We start from the raw sequence: 16,444 nt of genomic DNA on the forward strand, positions 1-16,444 counted from the left end.
CCCTCGGCGCCCGCCCCGGCCCCCGGCCCGCTCCCCGAGAGCGCCGTCGACGCCGTGCGCGCCGGGTACGCGTTCACCGGCCCGGCCCTCGAGCTCGGCGCCCTCGTCAACGGCGACGCGCGGATCGACGTGCCCGTCCGCATCCCGCTCGGCATGCTCAACCGGCACGGCCTCGTCGTCGGCGCGACCGGCACCGGCAAGACGAAGACGCTGCAGGTCCTCGCCGAGCAGCTCTCGGCCCACGGCGTCCCCGTCTTCGCCGCGGACATCAAGGGCGACCTCTCCGGCCTCGCCACTCCGGGCACCGCGACCGACGCGCTGCTCGCCCGCACCCGCGGCATCGGCCAGGACTGGCGGGCGGAGGCGGCCCCCGCCGAGTACTTCGCGCTCGGCGGCATCGGCACCGGCGTCCCCGTCCGCGCCACCGTGACGGGATTCGGCGCGCTGCTGCTCGCGAAGGTGCTCGGCCTCAACCACACGCAGGAGTCGAGCCTCGGCCTCGTCTTCCACTACGCCGAGGGCGCCGGTCTCCCGCTCGTCGACCTGTCCGATCTCCGCGCCGTGCTCACCTACCTCGTCGGCGACGAGGGCAAGGCGGAGCTCGCCGAGCTCGGCGGGCTGTCGAAGGCGACCGCCGGCGTGATCCTCCGCGAGCTGATCGCGTTCGCCGACCAGGGCGCCGACGTGTTCTTCGGCGAGCCCGAGATCGACACGGCCGAGTTCCTCCGCCTCGCCGCCGACGGGCGCGGCGTCGTCAGCCTCCTCGAGGTCCCCGGAGTCGCCGACCGACCGGCTCTGTTCTCCACCTTCCTGATGTGGCTCCTCGCCGACCTCTTCAACGACCTGCCCGAGGTCGGCGACCTCGACAAGCCGAAGCTCGTCTTCTTCTTCGACGAGGCGCACCTGCTCTTCCGCGACGCGTCGAAGGACTTCCTCGCCGCGATCACCCAGACCGTGCGCCTCATCCGATCCAAGGGCGTCGGCATCGTCTTCGTCACGCAGACCCCGAAGGACGTGCCCGGCGACGTCCTCGCCCAGCTGGGCTCCCGCGTGCAGCACCAGCTCCGCGCGCACACGCCGGACGACGCGAAGGCCCTCCGCGCCACCGTCTCGACCTACCCCGAGAGCGACTACGACCTCGGCGAGGTCCTCCAGGCGCTCCCCATCGGCGAGGCGATCGTGACGGTCATGAACGAGCGCGGCGCCCCGACTCCGGTCGCCTGGACGCGCCTCCGCGCCCCGCTCGGCTCGATGAAGCCCACCCCCGAGGCCGACCGCGAGGCGAGCGTCCAGAGGTCCCCGCTCCTCGCGCGCTACGGAACGCCCCTCGACCGCGACTCCGCCCGCGAGATCCTCACCCGCCGGCTCGACGCCGCCGCCGACGCCGAGGAGGCCCGCGCCGCCGCCGAGCAGCAGGCCGCCGACGACGCCCGCCGCGCGAAGGAGGACGCGCGTCGCGCCAAGGAGGAGACCGCGGACGCCGCCCGCCGCGCGAAGGAGCGGGCCGCCGCCGAGCGCGCCGCCGACCAGGCCGCCGAGCGCTCCCGACGGCGCACGGCACCGACCTCCCGCGGGACCCGCACCACCCGCCGCGACAAGACGGTCGTCGAGGAGGTGCTGGGCTCGAGCGCCGGCAGGACGCTGCTGCGCGAGGTGGTCCGCGGGATCTTCGGGACCGCCCGACGGCGCTGACGCGACCCGGGCCGCTCGGGGAGACGAGGCGCTAACGGGAGCATGTTAGCGTCGGTAGCATGAGTGAGAGCGGGACGACGCGGGAGCGGATCCTCCGGGCGACGGTCGAGCTGCTGGCGGACGGCGGGCGCGACGCGGTGTCGACGCGGGCGATCAGCGCGGCGGCGGGGGTGCAGGCCCCTACGATCTACCGGACGTTCGGCGACCTGCGCGGGCTGCTCGACTCGGCCGCGGCAGCCGGATTCGCCACGGCCCTCGCCGACTTCGAGCGGAGCGAGGCGCCGGCCGACCCGGTCGACGCGCTCCGTGCCGCCTGGGATCACCACGTCGCCTTCGGACTCGCCGAACCGCACCTCTACGCGCTGATGTTCACCGCACGGCCGGGGGAGGAGTCGGAGGCGGCGCGCCTGTCCCGGGGCGTCCTCCTCGACGCGGTCCGGGCCGTCGCCGAAGCCGGCCGCCTCACCGTCGACGTCGAGCGTGCCTCCCGCCTGCTCCAGTCGGCCGCGCTCGGCTGCACCCTCACGCTGACCGCCCTCGCCGACCCCGACGACGAGCTCTCGTCCCGCTCGCGCGAGTCCGTCCTCGCGGCGATCACCACGGCGGAGGCGGGCCCCACCGATCCCGCCGCCCGTGCGGTCGTCGCGCACGCCGTCGCCCTGCGGACGGCGCTGCCGCAGATCGAGCCCCTCAGCGCGGGGGAGCGGCTCCTGCTCGACGAATGGCTCGAGCGCATCGCCGACTGACGGTCGGCGTCGCCGGAGGGTCCGTACCGCCGTCCTGTCGTCCGCGTTGTCGTAATACGGATGGCGACGGGCACGATCCGGGACCGGCACCTACGGTCGGACCATGTCGCGATCCATAGCCGCACTCTTCTTCCACCCCGTCTGCGCCGCCTGCTCGGCCCCGCTCGTCGCCCGCCGAGGCGCGTTCTGCTCCGACTCCTGCGCGCGGACGAACCACCTCTACGGCTGATCCCGCGCGCCCGGCGCGCGCCCGTCGATCGGCGGCGCCTGCTCGGCGCGACGTCGTCGGCTACGGCTGCGTGTGCGCCGGCGGCGCGAACCCGGCGCTGCGTGAGCGCGCCGCTCCGATGGACGCCCGCACCGGTCGACCGGGCTTCGACGATCGCCCGCACCGGTTAAACAAAACGGTGCCCGTGCTGGCGAGAGCAACGGACACCGTTCGCGGAGGATGGGGGATTCGAACCCCCGAGGGCTTTCACCCAACACGCTTTCCAAGCGTGCGCCATAGGCCACTAGGCGAATCCTCCTGGCACGACCTGAGCCGCGACTCATCGATACTAGCCGGTGTCGGAGGCTCCCGCTGACCACGACACCGACACGCCCCGCTCTCCTCGGCCGCCGTCGTCGGTTAGACTGTCACCCGGCTCCCCGCGTGGCGCCATCCAGGCCAACTCCCCCAGGGCGGAAACGCAGCAAGGGTAACCGGGCTCTGGCGGGTGCGCGGGGGGTCTTCTTCCGTTATCCGGCCCGCCTGCTCCGCCGATGGACCGCCGCACAGCCGCTACGAGGCCCTACCGACTGCGGACGCTCCTCCACAGCCGCGCGCCATGCACGCCCTCCCATCCCTGGCCTCTACTCAGCCAGGCGGAGGGACCCCCTCGGTAGGCTGGATCCGATGGTTCAGAGCATCTACATCTCGTCCGCCGAAGGTCATTCGGGCAAGTCCACGGTCGCCCTCGGCGTCCTCGATGCGCTCAGCAGCCAGGTGCAGCGGGTCGGCGTCTTCCGCCCGATCGCCCGCTCCACCTCCGAGCCGGACTACGTGCTCGAGATGCTGCTCGGCCACTCCGACTCGGGCCTCGCCTACGAGGACTGCATCGGCGTCACCTACGAGGACGTCCACGCCGACGGTGAGGCGGCGCTCTCGCGGATCGTCGAGAGGTACAAGGGCGTCGAGGCCCGGTGCGACGCCGTCGTCATCCTCGGCTCCGACTACACGGACGTCGGCAGCCCCACCGAGCTCGGCTACAACGCCCGCATCGCCGCCAACCTCGGCGCTCCGGTCCTGCTCGTCCTCACCGGCCGGGACTCGTCCCGCAGCGAGCAGCTGGGCCAGGCGCCCGCGCGCACGCCGGAGGAGATGCGCCAGATCACGGAGCTCGCCTCGGTCGAGCTGCGCACGGCCCACGCGAGCCTCATCGGAGTGATCGCGAACCGCGCCGATCCCGACACCGCCGCCGACGCCGTCGCCGCGATCCGCGAGAGCATCCCCGCCACCGTCCCGGTCTGGGCGATCCGCGAGGATCCGTTCCTCGTCGCTCCGAGCCTGTCCCGCCTGGTCGAGGCGGTCGACGGCGTCGTCGTCGCGGGCGATCCGGAGCTGCTCGGCCGGGAGGCGCTCGGCGTGGTGATCGCCGGCATGTCCATGGTGAACGTCCTGCCGCGGCTCACCGAGGGCGGCGTCGTGATCGTCCCCGGCGACCGGCCCGAGGTCGTCCTCGCCGTGATCATGGCGTACGCCTCCGGCACGTTCCCCACCGTCACCGGCATCATTCTCAACGGCGGCTTCGAGCTGCCGGAGCCGATCGTCCGGCTGATCGAGGGCGTCGACAGCCGCGTGCCGATCGTGATGACCGAGCTCGGCACCTACGACACCGCCGTCCGCGTCACCGCGGCCCGCGGCCGCCTGGCGGCCGACTCCCCGCGCAAGCGCGACACCTCCCTCGCCCTCTTCCAGGAGGCGGTCGACGCGGTCGAGCTGCTCACCCTCCTCGACGTCGGCCGGTCCGAGGTCGTCACGCCGCTGATGTTCGAGTACGGGCTGATCGAGCGCGCGCGCATCGCCGACCGCCACATCGTCCTGCCCGAGGGCGGCGACGACCGGATCCTCCGCGCCGCCGCGACCGTGCTCAAGCGCGGCATCGCCCGGCTCACGATCCTCGGCGAGGAGGCCGAGATCCGCGCCCGTGCGGCGGGCCTCGGCCTCGACCTCGACGGCGCCCGCGTGCTGAGCACCCTCGACCCGGAGCACCGCGCGCGCTTCGCCGAGGAGTACGCCCGCATCCGCGCGCACAAGGGCATCACCTACGACCACGCCTACGACACCGTCACGGACGTCTCCTACTTCGGCACGATGATGGTGCAGCTCGGCCTGGCCGACGGGATGGTCTCGGGAGCCGCGCACACGACCGCGCACACCATCCGCCCCGGCTTCGAGATCATCAAGACGAGCCCGGGCGTCTCCGTCGTCTCGAGCGTGTTCCTGATGGCGCTCGCCGACCGCGTGCTGGTCTACGGCGACTGCGCGGTGAACCCCGACCCCACCGAGGCGCAGCTCGCCGACATCGCGATCTCGTCCGCCGAGACCGCCCAGCAGTTCGGGATCGACCCCCGCATCGCGATGCTCTCCTACTCCACCGGCGAGAGCGGAGCCGGCGCCGACGTCGAGAAGGTCCGCGCGGCGACGGCTCTGGTGCGCGAGCGCCGGCCCGACCTGCTCGTCGAGGGCCCGATCCAGTACGACGCGGCGGCCGACGCGGCGGTCGCGGCCTCGAAGATGCCCGGCTCCCAGGTCGCCGGGCGCGCGACGGTGTTCATCTTCCCCGACCTCAACACGGGCAACAACACCTACAAGGCCGTGCAGCGCTCGGCCGGCGCCGTCGCCATCGGACCGGTCCTCCAGGGTCTGCGCAAGCCGGTCAACGACCTCTCGCGCGGCGCGCTCGTGCAGGACATCGTCAACACCGTCGCGATCACGGCCATCCAGGCCGCCACCCAGGCCATCGTCCCGCCCACCGCCGCCATCCCCGTGGTGCGCTAGCGGCGACCCCGCCGCTGCCACTCCCGACCCCGATCACCCCAGGAGTCCCCTCATGTCCGTCGTCCTCGTCGTCAACAGCGGATCGTCGTCGTTCAAGTACCAGCTCATCGAGATGACCACCGAGGAGACGCTCGCCAGCGGTCTCGTCGAGCGGATCGGCGAGGACACCGGCCGCACGAAGCACACCCGCGACGGGGAGTCGTTCGAGATCGAGGGGCCGATCCCCGACCACACCGCCGGCTTCGACGCGATGATCCGCGCGTTCGGCGAGCACGGCCCGAGCCTCGACGAGTTCCCTCCCGTCGCCGTGGGCCACCGCGTCGTGCACGGCGGCAAGCGCTTCTTCGAGCCCACCGTGGTCACCGACCTGGTCAAGATCAACATCGAGGACCTCGCCGACCTCGCCCCGCTGCACAACCCCGCCAACCTCGAGGGCATCGAGGCGGCGCAGAAGGCCTTCCCGGACGTCCCGCACGTCGCCGTCTTCGACACCGCCTTCCACCACACGATCCCGGCCGAGGCGTCGACCTACGCGCTGCCCGCCGAGCTCGCCGAGAAGCACCGCGTCCGCCGCTACGGCTTCCACGGCACCTCGCACAAGTTCGTCTCGGAGGCCGCCGCCGCCTACCTCGGCCGCCGCCGCTCCGACCTGAAGACGATCGTCCTGCACCTGGGCAACGGAGCGTCCGCCTGCGCCGTCGACGGCGGTGTCTCCGTCGAGACCTCGATGGGCATGACCCCGCTCGAGGGTCTGGTGATGGGCACCCGCTCCGGCGACCTCGACCCGGCCGTCGTCTTCCACCTGGCCCGCAAGGCGGGCCTCTCGATCGACGAGCTCGACACCCTCCTCAACCGCCGAAGCGGCCTCCTCGGCCTCACGGGTCGCGGCGACATGCGCGACGTCCAGGAGGCGGCCGAGGCCGGCGACGAGCAGGCCCGCGCCGGGCTCGAGGTCTACTACCACCGCCTCCGCCACTACATCGGGGCCTTCTACGCCCAGCTGGGCCGCGTCGACGCCGTGGTGTTCACGGCCGGAGTCGGCGAGAACGTCGCCGCCGTCCGCGCCGGCGCCCTCCGCGGCCTCGAGGGCCTGGGCATCGAGCTCGACCCCGAGCGCAACACGTCCTCCGACCGCGGCGCCCGTCGCATCTCCACCGACGACTCCCGCGTCGCCGTCCTTGTGATCCCGACGAACGAGGAGCTGGAGATCGCCCGGCAGAGCTTGTCGGTCGTGTAGCGGCGGAGCCGCGACACGACTCGCGGTCGGCTTCCGGGGGTGGTGGCTCCCGTGGAGCGGATCCTGTCGGGCTGCCCTGAATCGCTCGCACGCGGCGGTGCTCGCTCGTCGTGCAGCGGTGGCCCGCTGTGCGACCGCGGTGGGCTTCTCGTGGGCCTGCGGTGCGCAGAGCGGGGTGCGTCGGGCTGCCCTGAATCGCTGGCACGCGGCGGTCCTTGCTCGTCGTGCAGCGGTGACCCGCTGCACGACCGCGGTCGGCCCCTCAGGGATTGCGTTCCGCAGAGCGTGGAGCGTCGGGCTGCCCTGAATCGCTCGCACGCGATTCCGGGTCGTGGCCCTCTTCCGAATACTCGGGCCCTGCTGCTGGTCGAGTAGCCGCGGGACGCGGCGTATCGAGTCCCACCGAGCGCGAGGGAGGAGATCTCGATGCGGCCGCTGTGCGGGCTGCTCCATCCGCAGGAGCCGGCTGAGGAGCCCGGCTCAGGGCAGCAGGCGCGCGTCGCCCGCGTAGAGGTTGAAGCCGGAGCCGCGGCTGAAGCCGATCAGGGTGAGGCCGGAGTCGCGAGCCAGGTCCACCGCCAGCGACGACGGGGCACCGACCGCGGCGAGCAGGGGGATGCCGGCCATCACGGCCTTCTGCACCAGCTCGAACGATGCGCGCCCCGACACCTGCAGCAGCGTCCCCCGCAACGGCAGCCGCCCCTCCCGGAGCCCCCAGCCGACCACCTTGTCCACGGCGTTGTGCCGCCCGACGTCCTCTCGGAGCACCAGCAGCGAGCCGGCCGCGTCGAACAGCCCGGCCGCGTGGACGCCGCCCGTCCGCTCGAACACCGCCTGCGCCTCGCGGAGCCGATCGGGGAGCGAGACCAGCAGCTCCCGCTCGACCCGCAGGTCGTCCTCCGCGACGCTCCACGCCGAGTCGGTGGCGACCGCCTCGAGCGACGCGAGCCCGCACACTCCGCACGAGCTCGTCGTGTACACCGACCGCTCGCGCTCGAGCAGCACGGCCTCCCGCCCGCCGCGGACGCTCGCGTCGACCACGTTGTACGTGTTCTCGCCCGGACCGGAGCCGCTCGCGCAGTAGCGCATCGCCGCCAGCTGCTCCGACTCGGTGAGCACCCCCTCGGACACCAGGAATCCCGCGACCAGGTCGAAGTCGTCGCCGGGCGTGCGCATGGTCACGCTGAAGCGACGTCCGCCGACGCGGATCTCGAGCGGCTCCTCGACGGCCAGGACGTCCTCGCGACGGCGGGGCGGATCGTCGGCGCGGACGGCGGTCAGGCGGGTGCGGGCGACACTGCGGCTCATAGGTCTCCTCAGGCGGTGGAGGTCATCCTCCCACCGGGAACCGGGAGCGATGCCGGGGTGCGGACGTACGATGCAGGAATGGTCGATGACGCCGAGCCCCGCGAGAGTCCGATCGACGAGAGCCGCCTCTCCGTCCGATCGCCGAAGAGACGCGCCGTCGGGATCCCCGGCGTCGCCCACGCCCTCGAGATCTCGCTCAAGCAGATGGGCCCGGTGCGCAGCGCCGAGACGCTCCTGCGGGTGAACCAGAAGACCGGCTTCGACTGCCCGGGCTGCGCCTGGCCGGAGGGCGACAAGCGCCACGTCGCCGAGTTCTGCGAGAACGGAGCGAAGGCAGTCGCCGAGGAGGCCACGCTTCGCACCGTCACCTCGGCCTTCTTCGCCGCGCACCCCGTCGCGGAGCTGGAGGAGTGGGACGACTTCGCGCTCGGCCAGCAGGGCCGGCTCACGGAGCCGATGCTGCTCGAGGAGGGCGCGACGCACTACCGGCCCGTGGGCTGGGACGAGGCGCTCGACCTCGTGGCCGAGGAGCTGCGCGCCTGCGCGAGCCCCGACGAGGCGATCTTCTACACGTCCGGCCGGACCTCGAACGAGTCGGCCTTCGTCTACCAGCTGATGGTCCGCGGCTTCGGCACGAACAACCTGCCCGACTGCTCGAACATGTGCCACGAGTCCAGCGGATCCGCCCTCACCGAGACGATCGGGATCGGCAAAGGCTCGGTGAGCCTGCGCGACGTGGAGCGGGCTCCGCTGATCATCGTCGCCGGCCAGAACCCCGGAACGAACCACCCGCGGATGCTGACCGCGCTGGAGCGCGCCAAGCGCGCCGGCGGCACCATCGTGGCCGTGAATCCGCTGCCGGAGGCGGGGCTGCTCCGCTTCCAGAACCCGCAGACCGTCCGCGGCACCCTGGGCGACGGCACGGCCCTCGCCGACCACTTCCTCCAGGTCCGGCTGGGCGGCGACCAGGCCCTGTTCCAGGGTCTGGGCAAGGCGCTGCTCGAGGCGGAGGAGGCGCGCGGCGACGTCTTCGACCACGCCTTCATCCGCGAGAGCACCGGCGGCCTCGCCGAGTACCTTCACGGGCTGCGGGAGGTCCAGTGGGACGAGATCGAGCGGGCGAGCGGGATCGACGAGACGCGCATCCGCACCGTCGCCGAGCTGATCGCGGCGTCCGAGGGCACCGTCGTCTGCTGGGCGATGGGCCTCACGCAGCACGCGCACTCGGTCGCGACGCTCAAGGACGTCGTCAACGTGCTCCTGCTCACCGGCAACATCGGCAAGCCCGGCGCGGGCGTCTGCCCGGTGCGCGGCCACTCGAACGTGCAGGGCGACCGCACGATGGGCATCTTCGAGCGGATGCCGGACTCCTTCCACGACGCGCTCGACCGCGAGTTCTCCTTCTCCTCCCCGCGCGTGCACGGGACGGACACGGTCGCCGCGATCCGGGCGATGCGCGACGGGAAGGCCCGCGTGTTCATGGGGCTCGGCGGCAACTTCGCCCGGGCGACGCCCGACAGCGGAGTGACGGAGGCGGCGATGCGCTCGCTCGCCCTCACCGTCCACGTCTCGACCAAGCTCAACCGCTCGCACGTGGTCACCGGCCGGCGCGCGCTGATCCTGCCCACCCTCGGCCGCACCGACTCCGACGTGCAGCGCTCGGGCGAGCAGCGGGTCACGGTCGAGGACTCGATGAGCGCCGTGCACGCCTCCCGGGGCCGCCTGCGCCCGCCGAGCCCGGGCCTGCGCTCGGAGGTGGCGATCCTCACGGGGATCGCGGAGCGGCTGCTCGAGGGCCGCGAGAACGTCCCCCGGGTCGACTGGGCGGGACTGCGCGACGACTACCGCCGCATCCGCTCGCACATCGCCAACGTCGTCCCCGGTTTCGACGGCTTCGAGGCCCGGATCGACGTGCCCGGCGGCTTCGTCCTCCCGCACCCGCCGCGCGACGCGCGCCGCTTCGACACCCCCTCCGGCCTGGCCCGCTTCACCGCGAATCCGCTCGAGTACCCGCGGGTGCCGGAGGGCAGGCTGCTGCTGCAGACGCTGCGCTCGCACGACCAGTTCAACACCACGATCTACGGCAAGGACGACCGCTACCGCGGGATCCACGACGGCCGCCGGGTGGTGTTCGTCCACGCCGACGACGTCGCCGAGCTGGGCTTCGCGGACGGCGCGATGGTCGACCTGGTCTCGGAGTGGCCCGACGGCGTCGAGCGGCGGGCGGAGGCGTTCCGCGTCGTGGCGTACGACACGCCCCGCGGCTGCGCGGCCGCCTACTACCCCGAGACGAACGTCCTCGTGCCGCTGGACTCGACCGCGAAGATCAGCAACACGCCGACCTCGAAGTCGGTCGTGATCCGCCTCGAACCGGCGGCGTAGGCCTCACCAGGGCAGCGGCAGCAGGCGCACCGAGTCGCCCGCTGCCGCTCCCGGTGCGGGCACGACGGCCACGGCCTCCGAGGCGGCGAGACCGGTGAGCATGTGCGAGCGGATGTCGGCGGAGGCCCGCCAGCCGTCCTCGCCGGAGGAGACGGGCACGAGCACCGTGGTCCCCGCGCGCCCGAGCGGCTCGGCGAGGACGCCCCGGCCGAAAGGTCGGGCAGCGGCGCCCGACGCCGCGTCGAGGGCCGGCGGCAGGAAGGAGAGCGCCGCGAGCAGGGCGGCGAGCGGATTGCCCGGCAGAGCGATCACCAGCGTCCCGCCCGGCAGCAGCGCAGCCATGGTCGGGTGGCCGGGGCGCATGCCGACGCCGTCGACGAGGACGCGCGCGCCCACCGCATCGAGGGCGCGACGGACCGCGTCCACCCGGGAGCGCCCGGTCCCGCCCGTCGTGAGGAGGATCGGCGCCGTGCCCGCCAGCAGCGTCCGTGCGATCGCCTCCTCGTCGTCGCCGCGGCGCACGACCTCTCCCACGGCTCCGCCCGAGAGCTCGACCAGCGCGGGCAGCAGCGGCGTGAACGCATCGCGCACCCGTCCGGCGGGCGGCATCCCCTCGGTGTCGACCTCGTCCCCCGTGAGGAGCAGGTCGACCGCGGCGGGCGGGCGGACGTCGAGCGCGTCGATCCCGGCGACCGCGAGCAGGGCGAGGTGCGCGGGAGTGAGGCGGGTCCGGGCATCGACCAGCACGGCTCCGCGGGCGGCCTCGTCGCCCGCGCGCCGGACGTGGCGGCCGGGCGGGAGGGGCGCCCGCGCCGTGAGCAGGTCGTCGCGGACCGCGCCCTGCTCGGACGGCAGCACCGCGTCGCTCCAGTCGGGCACGGCGGCTCCGGTGACGATCGGCGCGGCGGTGCCGTCCTCGAGCGGCCAGGGCCCGGGTCCGCGCACGGCCCAGCCGTCCATGGCCGAGGAGTCGTAGTGGGGGAGCGGCCGGGCGGCGGTGACGGCGCGGTCGAGGACGGCTCCGCGGGCGTCGAGGAGGGGGACGGTCGAGACGCCGGAGCGCGCCACCGCTTCGCCGACGATCCGCCTGGCCTCGTCCCAGTCGGTCGCCTCATGCCCGTGCGCGCTCATCCCGTCCATTCTCCCGGGGCTCGGGGCGGGCCCTGGGCAGGACCCGCCCCGTCGGTCATCCCAGGTAGCCGTTCGGGTTCAGCACGAACTTCTTCGCGGCGCCCTTGTCGAAGTCGGCGTAGCCGCGGGGAGCGTCGTCCAGGCTGATCGCGGTGGCCTGGACCGCGTCGGCGATGTGGACCCGGTCGTGCAGGATCGCCATCATCAGCTGCCGGTTGTACTTCATGACCGGGCACTGGCCCGTGGTGAAGGACAGGGACTTCGCCCAGCCGAGCCCGAGCCGGATCGACAGCGAGCCCTCCTGGGCCGCCTCGTCGACTCCGCCCGGGTCGCCCGTGACGTAGAGGCCCGGGATGCCGAGGGCGCCGCCCGCCGCGGTGATCGACATCAGCGAGTTCAGCACCGTCGCCGGCGCCTCCTTCCCCGAGTCGGCGCCGTTGCCGTGCGCCTCGAAGCCGACGGCGTCCACTCCGCAGTCGACCTCGGGCACGCCGAGGATCTGCTCGATCTGGCCGGCCGGATCGCCCTTCGAGACGTCGACCGTCTCGCAGCCGAAGGAGCGCGCCTGCGCCAGACGCTCCTCGTTGAGGTCCGCGACGATCACGACGGCCGCTCCGAGCAGCTGCGCTCCGACCGCCGCGGCCAGTCCGACCGGTCCCGCTCCTGCGACGTAGACCGTGGAGCCGACGCCGACCCCGGCGGTCACCGCGCCGTGGAAGCCCGTCGGGAAGATGTCCGAGAGCATCGTCAGATCGAGGATCTTCTCGAGCGCCTGATCGCGGTCCGGGAACACCAGGAGGTTCCAGTCGGCGTAGGGGACCATCACGTACTCGGCCTGCCCGCCGACCCAGCCGCCCATGTCGACGTAGCCGTACGCGCTGCCCGGGCGGTCCGGATTCACGTTGAGGCAGATGCCGGTCTTGCGCTCCTTGCAGTTGCGGCAGCGGCCGCAGGCGATGTTGAACGGCACGGACACGATGTCGCCGACCTTGACGAACTCGACGTCGGGGCCGACCTCCACGACCTCGCCGGTGATCTCGTGGCCGAGCACGAGGTCCGACGGAGCGGTGGTGCGGCCGCGGACCATGTGCTGGTCCGAGCCGCAGATGTTGGTGGAGACGGTGCGGAGGATGGCGCCGTGCGGCAGCTTCCGCCCGATGTTCGCCGGATTGACGCCGGGTCCGTCCTTCAGCTCGAAGGTGGGGTAGTCGATGTCGATGACCTCGACGACTCCGGGGGACTTGTAGGCGACGGCTCTGTTGCCTGACATGCGGGGCTCCTTCAGATGGACGACCGCGGCGCAGTCGGCCGCGGGAGTCCTGCGCCGCTCTCGGTCCGAGTCGCGGCGCCGGGACTCGAGGGAACCGTACGGCGTCGGCCTGGTGCCGGATCGAGGCCGGTGGAGTAGCGTCTCAGGAGGCGTGCGGACGCTCGTCCACCGCCCGGTGCGAGGCCGCGAGCGCCGCGTCGAGCGCGTCCCGGCCGCCCCCGGCCAGGCCCGCCGCGTAGCCCGCGAGGAACGTGGTCAGCGGAGCCGCCGGCCGGACCACTCCGTGCGCCGCGCGACCGGCGAGGGCGAGCAGGGCGTCCGGGTCCACCGGGACCTCGCCGAGGCCGAGCGCGGAGCACAGCTCGGCCCACCAGCCGGCGAGCACCTCCTCCGTGGGGCGGGCGCCGTCGGAGGCGGAGGGGCGGGGGCCGGTCGTGTCGTCCATCCGCTCAGTCTGCGCCGCGCGGGCCCGGCAGGTCGATCCCGTGCCGGAGCGCGTCGGCGGGCGCGTCGACGTCGTCGGTCGTCCCTCCGGGCACCGTCACGAGCCGTGGGGGAAGGTCCCGGAGGAGGGCGCGCACCGAGGCGCCGTCGGGATCGCCGAGCGCAGCGAGCGCCTCGACGAGGGCCGCTCGCCGGTGCACGCCGAGGAGCTGCTGGGCTCGGCCGCTCGCGTCGACGGCCAGGAGGGAGGCCTCGACGGCGTTCGACGCGACCTCGAGCAGCGTGTGCACGGCGGGAGCGGGGGCGACGAGATCGGCGGCGAGCACGACGACCCAGTCCGGAGCGCCCGGGCGGTCGAGCAGGGGCAGCGCGGCGGCCAGGCCCGCGACCGGGCCGCCGAACGGCGGATCCTCCTGGACGCGCTCCGCGCCGTCGACGGCCGGTGCGAGCGACGACGGTCCGGCCACGACCCTCCGCTCGGCTCCGCGCACGGCTGCGAGGGCGGTGCCGAGGAGCGTCGACTCGCGGTGCCGGAGGAGCGGCTTGACCGCGCCGCCGAGGCGGGAGGCGCGTCCGCCGGCGAGCACGACCGCGTCGAAGCGGGGGAGCGGAGGCGGCGGGAGCACGGGACCGAGGCTACGCGCGCTCCGGTCTCACCGTCCCGGCTCCGGTGTCGGAGGTCGCGGCTACTCTTGTCGGGTGGTAGCAGCCCTGTATCGCCGGTACCGGCCCGAGACGTTCGCCGAGATGATCGGCCAGTCCCAGGTGACGGATCCGCTCATGACGGCGCTCCGCACCAACCGCGTCAACCACGCCTACCTCTTCAGCGGCCCCCGCGGCTGCGGCAAGACCACCTCGGCGCGCATCCTCGCCCGCTGCCTCAACTGCGCGACGGGCCCGACCGACACCCCCTGCGGCGTCTGCGACAGCTGCGTCGAGCTCAGCCGCGAGGGCCAGGGCTCGCTCGACGTGGTCGAGATCGACGCGGCGAGCCACAACGGAGTCGACGACGCGCGCGATCTGCGCGAGCGCGCCATCTTCGCCCCGGCGCGCGACCGCTTCAAGATCTTCATCCTCGACGAGGCGCACATGGTCACGCCGCAGGGCTTCAACGCGCTGCTCAAGATCGTGGAGGAGCCGCCGGAGCACGTGAAGTTCATCTTCGCGACCACGGAGCCGGACAAGGTCATCGGCACGATCCGCTCGCGCACGCACCACTACCCGTTCCGGCTCGTCCCGCCGGCGCAGATGCTCGACTACACGCAGGAGCTCTGCGAGCGCGAGGGCGTGCACGTGGCGGCCGGCGTGCTGCCGCTCGTGGTCCGCGCGGGCGGCGGGTCCGTCCGCGACACGCTCTCCCTGCTCGACCAGCTGATGGCCGGCTCCGAGGCCGAGACCGTCGAGTACGAGCGGGCCGTCGCCCTCCTCGGCTACACCCACGGCGCCCTGCTCGACGAGGTGGTCGACGCGCTCGCCGAGCACGACTCCGCCGAGGCGTTCGGAGCGGTCGACCGCGTCATCCAGACGGGGCAGGACCCGCGCCGCTTCGTCGAGGACCTGCTCGAGAAGCTCCGCGACCTGATCGTCGTCGCCGCGACCGGGGGAGCGGCCTCGGCCGTCCTCCGCGGCGTCTCGCAGGACGAGCTCGACCGCATGGCCGGCCAGTCGCGCGCGCTCGGCCTGGCCGAGCTCTCCCGCATCGCCGACGTGGTCAACGAGGCCCTCACCGAGATGACCGGTGCGACCTCGCCGCGCCTGCACCTCGAGCTGATGATCGCCCGCACCCTGGTGCACGGCACCGGCGCCGGCATCGCGCCCACTGCTGCCCAGGAGGAGCGCCCGCGGCACGTGGCCCCGCCGCGCGAGACCGCGGCGCCCGCTCCGCGGTCGTCCGAGGCGTCGCGCGCGTCCGAGCCGTCCCGTGCGCCCGAGCCCCACCACGCCTCGCACGCCGCCGCTCCCGGCTCGGTGCCCGAGTCCATCGCGGCCGCTCCGCGCACCGAGGCGCCGGTGACGGCGTCCGAACCGGTCGCTGCGCCGCCGGTGAAGGGGCCCGACGAGACGGCGGCCGCGCCGGAGGCGGACGAGTCCGCGCCGGCCGAGTCAGGACGCCCCCGCGCGACGACCGCCGCGGCGGCTCGTCCGGAGCCGGACGAGCAGGAGCCGTCGGATCAGGCCGCTGCGTCCCCTGAGGCGGCCCCAGCCTCGACGCCCGCTGCCTCCGCACCCGCTGCGACCGCGGGCGACGCACCCGGCGACGGCGCGGTCACCCTCCAGCGGATGAAGGACACCTGGCCCGAGATCCTCGAGGTCGTGCAGAAGGCGAAGATGACCGCCTGGCTGGTGGCCTACACCGCCCAGGTGCGCGCCCTCAAGGACGACGTGCTGACCCTCTCGTTCCCGAGCCAGAACGACGTCGAGTCGTTCAAGATGCCGGGAACCGCTGGGCAGCCCGGAGTCAGCGAGTACCTGCGTCAGGCGATCCAGCAGGTCCTCGGCCTGCGGGTGAAGTACATCGCCCGCGTCGAGCCGCGCGCCGCCGCCCCCGAGGCCGAGCGCGCCGCCGTCGAGGCGACCGCCGCGCCCGCTCCGGCTGCGTCGATCCCGGCCGCGACCGGCTCCGACGGCTGGGCCACGGTGGCCATCCCCGCCGATCCGACCCCTGCGGCCGAGGCGGCTGCTCCCTCCGCTCCGGTCGAGGCCCCCGCCGCGGCCGCCGAGCCGGTGCGCGCCGCTCCCGTCGCCGCCGCTGAAGCCGCTCCCGCCGGCGACGAGCCCCCGTTCGACGAGGAGCCGCCGGAGGAGGACATGCCGCCGGTCGAGCCGCCGATGCCCGACTCCTGGGCGACCGTCGCACCTCCCGGCGAGCCCGCCGCCGCGCCCGAGCCCGCCGCCCCGTCGCGGCCCGCCCCCGTCGCGGAGCGTCCGGCTCCCGCCGCGCGCCCGGTCACCCGCACGACCCGCTCGGCGACCGCCGACGGCCGTCAGCGCTACGGCGAGGCGGTCGTCCGCGAGATCCTCGGCGCCCAGTTCATCGAGGAGCAGCCCCACACGCCGCGCGGCCCCCGCGTGACCGGCGCGTGAGACCCCGCCGCCCCTCCGCCACGTTCCCGCAGATGTCGCAGAAGTGCACGCGGCCGCGCAGCTCGAGCAGGATCTCGGCGAGCCGGGTGACGTCGAAGGTCTCGGTCTGC

12 protein-coding genes, 1 tRNA gene, 1 other RNA gene and 1 pseudogene are annotated in these 16,444 nt (G+C 73.8%); 8 read left to right on the forward strand and 7 right to left on the reverse strand.

The window, feature by feature from the left end; genetic code table 11:
- From C5C27_RS12980 to C5C27_RS18590, 3 genes are all read left to right on the forward strand, one after another.
- Window positions 1-1,692, forward strand: a 1,692-nt coding sequence (locus C5C27_RS12980) for a DUF853 domain-containing protein (RefSeq protein ID WP_258066734.1), incomplete at its 5' end; no start/stop codon positions are given.
- Between the two features lie 59 nt (window positions 1,693-1,751).
- Window positions 1,752-2,438, forward strand: a complete 687-nt coding sequence (locus C5C27_RS12985) for a TetR/AcrR family transcriptional regulator (RefSeq protein WP_104227474.1) — start codon at window positions 1,752-1,754, stop codon at window positions 2,436-2,438.
- Window positions 2,439-2,541: 103 nt separating this feature from the next.
- A complete protein-coding gene (locus tag C5C27_RS18590) occupies window positions 2,542-2,667 on the forward strand; it encodes a hypothetical protein (protein WP_258062666.1) in 126 nt (41 codons plus the stop codon).
- Between the two features lie 213 nt (window positions 2,668-2,880).
- On the opposite strand, the gene C5C27_RS12990 is transcribed toward C5C27_RS18590, so the two are convergent.
- Window positions 2,881-2,965 (reverse strand) — tRNA-Ser (locus C5C27_RS12990).
- Window positions 2,966-3,077: 112 nt separating this feature from the next.
- Here C5C27_RS12990 and ffs point away from each other — a divergent pair.
- The 3 genes from ffs to C5C27_RS13005 all read left to right on the forward strand — a co-directional run bounded on the left by ffs (window position 3,078) and on the right by C5C27_RS13005 (window position 6,715).
- Window positions 3,078-3,174: signal recognition particle sRNA small type (gene ffs / locus C5C27_RS12995), an RNA gene on the forward strand.
- A gap of 159 nt (window positions 3,175-3,333) precedes the next feature.
- Entirely contained in the window at window positions 3,334-5,478 is a 2,145-nt protein-coding gene (gene pta, locus C5C27_RS13000; RefSeq protein ID WP_104227473.1) for a phosphate acetyltransferase, read from the forward strand.
- Between the two features lie 52 nt (window positions 5,479-5,530).
- On the forward strand, window positions 5,531-6,715 hold the full coding sequence (locus C5C27_RS13005) for an acetate/propionate family kinase (RefSeq protein ID WP_104227458.1): 1,185 nt from the start codon (window positions 5,531-5,533) through the stop codon (window positions 6,713-6,715).
- A gap of 480 nt (window positions 6,716-7,195) precedes the next feature.
- Here the strand turns inward: C5C27_RS13005 and fdhD are convergent, their stop codons facing one another.
- Entirely contained in the window at window positions 7,196-8,023 is an 828-nt protein-coding gene (fdhD, locus tag C5C27_RS13010; RefSeq protein ID WP_104314593.1) for a formate dehydrogenase accessory sulfurtransferase FdhD, read from the reverse strand.
- A 78-nt stretch (window positions 8,024-8,101) separates the two neighbouring features.
- Between fdhD and C5C27_RS13015 the strand changes: the two genes are divergently transcribed.
- Entirely contained in the window at window positions 8,102-10,405 is a 2,304-nt protein-coding gene (locus C5C27_RS13015; RefSeq protein WP_104314594.1) for an FdhF/YdeP family oxidoreductase, read from the forward strand.
- Window positions 10,406-10,408: 3 nt separating this feature from the next.
- Here C5C27_RS13015 and C5C27_RS13020 read toward each other — a convergent pair whose 3' ends face one another.
- From C5C27_RS13020 to C5C27_RS13035, 4 genes are all read right to left on the reverse strand, one after another.
- On the reverse strand, window positions 10,409-11,536 hold the full coding sequence (locus C5C27_RS13020) for a molybdopterin molybdotransferase MoeA (RefSeq protein WP_181133537.1): 1,128 nt from the start codon (window positions 11,534-11,536) through the stop codon (window positions 10,409-10,411).
- Window positions 11,537-11,591: 55 nt separating this feature from the next.
- Window positions 11,592-12,806, reverse strand: coding sequence for a formaldehyde dehydrogenase, glutathione-independent (gene fdhA, locus C5C27_RS13025; RefSeq protein ID WP_104225123.1), 1,215 nt, complete (start codon window positions 12,804-12,806; stop codon window positions 11,592-11,594).
- A 142-nt stretch (window positions 12,807-12,948) separates the two neighbouring features.
- Window positions 12,949-13,251, reverse strand: coding sequence for a DUF6457 domain-containing protein (locus C5C27_RS13030; RefSeq protein WP_219812223.1), 303 nt, complete (start codon window positions 13,249-13,251; stop codon window positions 12,949-12,951).
- 4 nt (window positions 13,252-13,255) lie between these two features.
- Window positions 13,256-13,876 carry a molybdenum cofactor guanylyltransferase gene (locus tag C5C27_RS13035; RefSeq protein ID WP_258066736.1) on the reverse strand — a complete coding sequence of 207 codons (621 nt, stop codon included), beginning with the start codon at window positions 13,874-13,876 and terminating at the stop codon, window positions 13,256-13,258.
- A 73-nt stretch (window positions 13,877-13,949) separates the two neighbouring features.
- On the opposite strand from C5C27_RS13035, the gene C5C27_RS13040 reads away from it, so the two are divergent.
- On the forward strand, window positions 13,950-16,334 hold the full coding sequence (locus C5C27_RS13040) for a DNA polymerase III subunit gamma and tau (RefSeq protein ID WP_104314596.1): 2,385 nt from the start codon (window positions 13,950-13,952) through the stop codon (window positions 16,332-16,334).
- A 13-nt stretch (window positions 16,335-16,347) separates the two neighbouring features.
- Here C5C27_RS13040 and C5C27_RS18595 read toward each other — a convergent pair.
- Window positions 16,348-16,444 (reverse strand): annotated as a pseudogene (locus tag C5C27_RS18595) (recombination protein RecR); the annotation flags it as partial.

Source organism: Rathayibacter sp. AY2B7 (genome assembly GCF_002931635.1).
In the GTDB taxonomy this organism is placed as follows: Bacteria; Actinomycetota; Actinomycetes; order Actinomycetales; family Microbacteriaceae; genus Rathayibacter.

Bases quoted from the DNA above. Each gene is read 5' to 3' on its own strand.
- C5C27_RS18590 (WP_258062666.1), top strand. From the start codon at position 2,542: ATGTCGCGATCCATAGCCGCACTCTTCTTCCACCCCGTCTGCGCCGCC.
- fdhD (WP_104314593.1), bottom strand. From the start codon at position 8,023: ATGAGCCGCAGTGTCGCCCGCACCCGCCTGACCGCCGTCCGCGCCGAC.
- fdhA (WP_104225123.1), bottom strand. From the start codon at position 12,806: ATGTCAGGCAACAGAGCCGTCGCCTACAAGTCCCCCGGAGTCGTCGAG.
- pta (WP_104227473.1), top strand. From the start codon at position 3,334: ATGGTTCAGAGCATCTACATCTCGTCCGCCGAAGGTCATTCGGGCAAG.
- C5C27_RS13030 (WP_219812223.1), bottom strand. From the start codon at position 13,251: ATGGACGACACGACCGGCCCCCGCCCCTCCGCCTCCGACGGCGCCCGC.
- C5C27_RS12985 (WP_104227474.1), top strand. From the start codon at position 1,752: ATGAGTGAGAGCGGGACGACGCGGGAGCGGATCCTCCGGGCGACGGTC.
- C5C27_RS13020 (WP_181133537.1), bottom strand. From the start codon at position 11,536: ATGAGCGCGCACGGGCATGAGGCGACCGACTGGGACGAGGCCAGGCGG.
- C5C27_RS13005 (WP_104227458.1), top strand. From the start codon at position 5,531: ATGTCCGTCGTCCTCGTCGTCAACAGCGGATCGTCGTCGTTCAAGTAC.
- C5C27_RS13015 (WP_104314594.1), top strand. From the start codon at position 8,102: ATGGTCGATGACGCCGAGCCCCGCGAGAGTCCGATCGACGAGAGCCGC.